The organism is Candidatus Zixiibacteriota bacterium (assembly GCA_026397505.1).
Taxonomy (GTDB): domain Bacteria; phylum Zixibacteria; class MSB-5A5; order GN15; family PGXB01; genus JAPLUR01.
Genome location: JAPLUR010000067.1, coordinates 1 through 3,139, shown reverse-complemented (window position 1 = coordinate 3,139; position 3,139 = coordinate 1). Strand labels below are relative to the sequence as shown.

Annotated in this window: 4 protein-coding genes; all 4 read left to right on the top strand. The window is 53.8% G+C overall.

What is annotated here, in order from left to right:
* A partial coding sequence (locus NT002_07295; GenBank protein MCX6829075.1) for a TolC family protein occupies positions 1 to 772 on the top strand: 772 nt, incomplete at its 5' end.
* 1 nt (position 773) lies between these two features.
* Positions 774 to 1,658 (top strand): efflux RND transporter periplasmic adaptor subunit, encoded by an 885-nt coding sequence (locus NT002_07290; protein ID MCX6829074.1) that lies wholly within the window; start codon positions 774 to 776, stop codon positions 1,656 to 1,658.
* Positions 1,655 to 2,563, top strand: coding sequence for an ABC transporter ATP-binding protein (locus NT002_07285; GenBank protein ID MCX6829073.1), 909 nt, complete (start codon positions 1,655 to 1,657; stop codon positions 2,561 to 2,563). The genes NT002_07290 and NT002_07285 overlap by 4 nt, the downstream gene beginning before the upstream one ends.
* A gap of 4 nt (positions 2,564 to 2,567) precedes the next feature.
* The coding region (locus NT002_07280) for an ABC transporter ATP-binding protein (protein ID MCX6829072.1) at positions 2,568 to 3,139 on the top strand (572 nt) is incomplete at its 3' end.

Sequence of the window (3,139 nt, the reverse complement as noted above, 5' to 3'; positions counted from 1 at the left end):
GTTGGCCGATTCGGTCGATATTCTTGATGCCGATCTCGCCTATCAGAAAGCTCTGCGGCTTATGGCTGAGAAAGAGACTACCAGGAGAAACGCTTCCCTGTCATTGATCCAGCAAATCGGATTGCCGCCCGGCGAGGAAATTGTTCCCATCGACACGGCTCCGATGCCGCCGCTGTTGGACACCGCAAAGAAATCCGCCGATTCCTCCCAAATCAACCGCCCGGAGTTAAAAGCACTTGATAGTCGCATCCGCACGGCCAATTTTCTTATCAGTCTCAGCAAGGCCAACTACTTTCCCAACCTCAGCGGTTACGCCGGATATTCGGCCGGAAAACCCAACAAAGATCTGTTCAATAAGACCTGGAATGATTATTTCAACATCGGGCTGGCTCTGAACTGGGAATTCAATCTCGGCGGCAAAACCCATAATAGCACCCTTTCGGCCAGGCAGTCGGCTTTTTCCGCCCGGATGGCCAAAAGCCGTCTCACCGAAGCACTTACCCTTCAGGCCGGTATTACTCAGGAAAACCTTCGTTACGCTCACCGGGCTTGCACTATTGCGGAAAAAGAGCTGGAGATTATCACTCATGAATTCCGCCTCGCCAAAGAAAAGCAGCAAGCGGGAAAATTGAGCGTCAACCGTCTGCTGGAAATGGAAGCCGACCTGACTTCTGCCGAGCAGATGTACCGTGCAGCAATAATCAATTATTTCATATCCGAAACAGAATATCTCTATGCCATCGGGGCACCCAAAATATATGGAGGATTTTAGGATGAGATTCTTTTCCTTTGCATATTTAATAGCCGTCCCCCTGCTAATCCTCTCCTGCAGCGGCAAGACTCTCCCGCCGGGTGGATCCGGCCTGATAGAGGCAACCGAAATAATCGTCTCGGCCGAAACCGGCGGACCGCTCAAGGCTCTTCATTTCGATGAAGGGGACCCCATAAAACAGGGCGACACGATTGCCGTGATCGACACGACCACGGTGCTGCTTCGCCTTCGCGATGCCGAGGCGCTCAAGCAAGCGGGCGAGACCAGGATTCGTTCAGCCTCTCTCGGTATCGAACAGGCCGAATTCAACTATGATCTGGCTAAGAAAGAATATGAACGTATCGGCGCCCTGATCAAGAGCGGTTCGGCCAACCAGCAGCAGTATGACCAGGTGGAAACCGCCTTTCGGCAGGCAGGTCTGGCCAAAAAACAGGCGTCCGCCGCTCTGGATGCCGCCCGTGCCGAACTGGCCCGCGCTCTGGCTGCCATCGACCTTCTCCGGAAACAATGGAACGACTGTTTTCCCCTGGCGCCGGGTTCTGGTACAATTGTCAACAAATACATCGAATCAGGTGAACTGGTCACTCCCGGAAAGCAACTGGTCAAGATTGCTCAGCTGGATACCGTTTGGGTGAAAGTGTACCTTCCCCCGGACGACCTGACCAAAATCAAACTGGGCGCCGCCGCCGGAATAGACCCCGAGGACGGACAAAATCACATTTTCCAGGGCCGCATCACCTGGATATCCGACGAGGCCGAGTTCACCCCCAAAAATGTGCAGACCAAAGAGTCGCGCGCCGATCTGGTTTATGCCGTCAAAATCACCATTCCCAATCCCGAGGGAACGCTAAAAATCGGTATGCCGGTATCGGTGGAGATAAAGTGAACCTTATCACCATCGACAGCCTCACCAAGAAGTATGGCTCGCTGGTCGCGGTCGAGAATTTCAGCCTCACCGTTGACCGAGGTCAAATTGTCGCGCTAGTCGGACCGGATGGCGCCGGAAAGACCTCCATTTTCCGCTCCATTTGCGGTCTGATTGCTTATGATAACGGCACAATAACCATCGACGGACGTGATGTCGCCCGCGAATTCAATCAGGTGAAACACTTGCTGGGGTATATGCCGCAGTTATTCTCGCTTTATCCTGACCTCTCGGTGGAGGAAAACCTCTCCTTCTATGCCGGTCTGTTCGGTTTGCGCCGCGACCGTTTCGACGAGAAGAAAAAGCGCCTTTATGAATTTTCCGGACTGGGACCGTTCCATAACCGCCGGGCGGGCGCCCTCTCGGGCGGAATGAAACAGAAACTGGCGCTCAGTTGTGCTCTGGTGCATGACCCGGAAGTGCTGGTCCTTGACGAGCCGACCACTGGAGTCGACCCCCTTTCGCGGCGGCAGTTCTGGGATATCCTCAAAGACCTGCGCCGGAACGGCTCCGCCATTCTCGTCTCGACTCCTTATATGGATGAGGTCGCTCACTCCGATAAGGCACTTTTCATTTATGAAGGTCGGAAACTGGCCGAGGGAACGCCCGAGGAATTGACCCGCCAATTCAACGGCCGGGCCTATCGCGTGAAAACCTCTCCGACTTATGCTTGCATGCAGCAGATACGGAAAATTGAGGGTCTGGATTCGCGACGGTTCGGTTCTACGATACATGTTTATACGCCACACGACCGGCCCATCGAGCATTTCTCAGACCGCCTTTCGCAAATCGGCATCACTTCCGACCTTATCGAACCGATATCTCCCGAACTGGAGGACACCTTCATACAGATGATGAGTGGATGATCCTATGGATTATGCCGTCACCATCGATAAGCTGACCAAAAAATTCGGCGCTTTCACCGCGGTTGATGAAATCAGCCTGAAAGTTGCCCGGGGCGAAATTTTCGGTTTTCTGGGAGCCAATGGCGCCGGCAAAACCACCGCCATAAGGATTCTCTGCGGCCTTCTGCTTCCCACCTCCGGTACCGGTATTGTCAACGGATTCGATATTTATAAAGACAGCGAACAAATCAAGAGAAGCATTGGATACATGTCGCAGAAATTTTCGCTCTATCGCGATCTCACCGGCCGCGAGAATCTTCAATTCTACGGTTCGGTTTATCATTTGCCGAACGGCCAATTGAAAGAACGTATTGCCGAATTGACCGATTTGCTCGATTTAACCGATTTCATCGATCGCCTGGCGGAATCGCTTCCGACCGGATGGCGCCAGCGGCTGGCCCTCGCCGCAGCGCTTCTGCACCGCCCCGCAATCCTTTTCCTCGATGAACCAACCGGCGGGGTCGACCCGGTTTTCCGCAGACGCTTCTGGGAAATTCTCTACCGTTTGGCCGATGCCGGCACCACGCTCTTTGTCAC

Coding starts and splice junctions, on each gene's coding strand:
- NT002_07290 (MCX6829074.1), top strand. CDS start 774: ATGAGATTCTTTTCCTTTGCATATTTAATAGCCGTCCCCCTGCTAATC.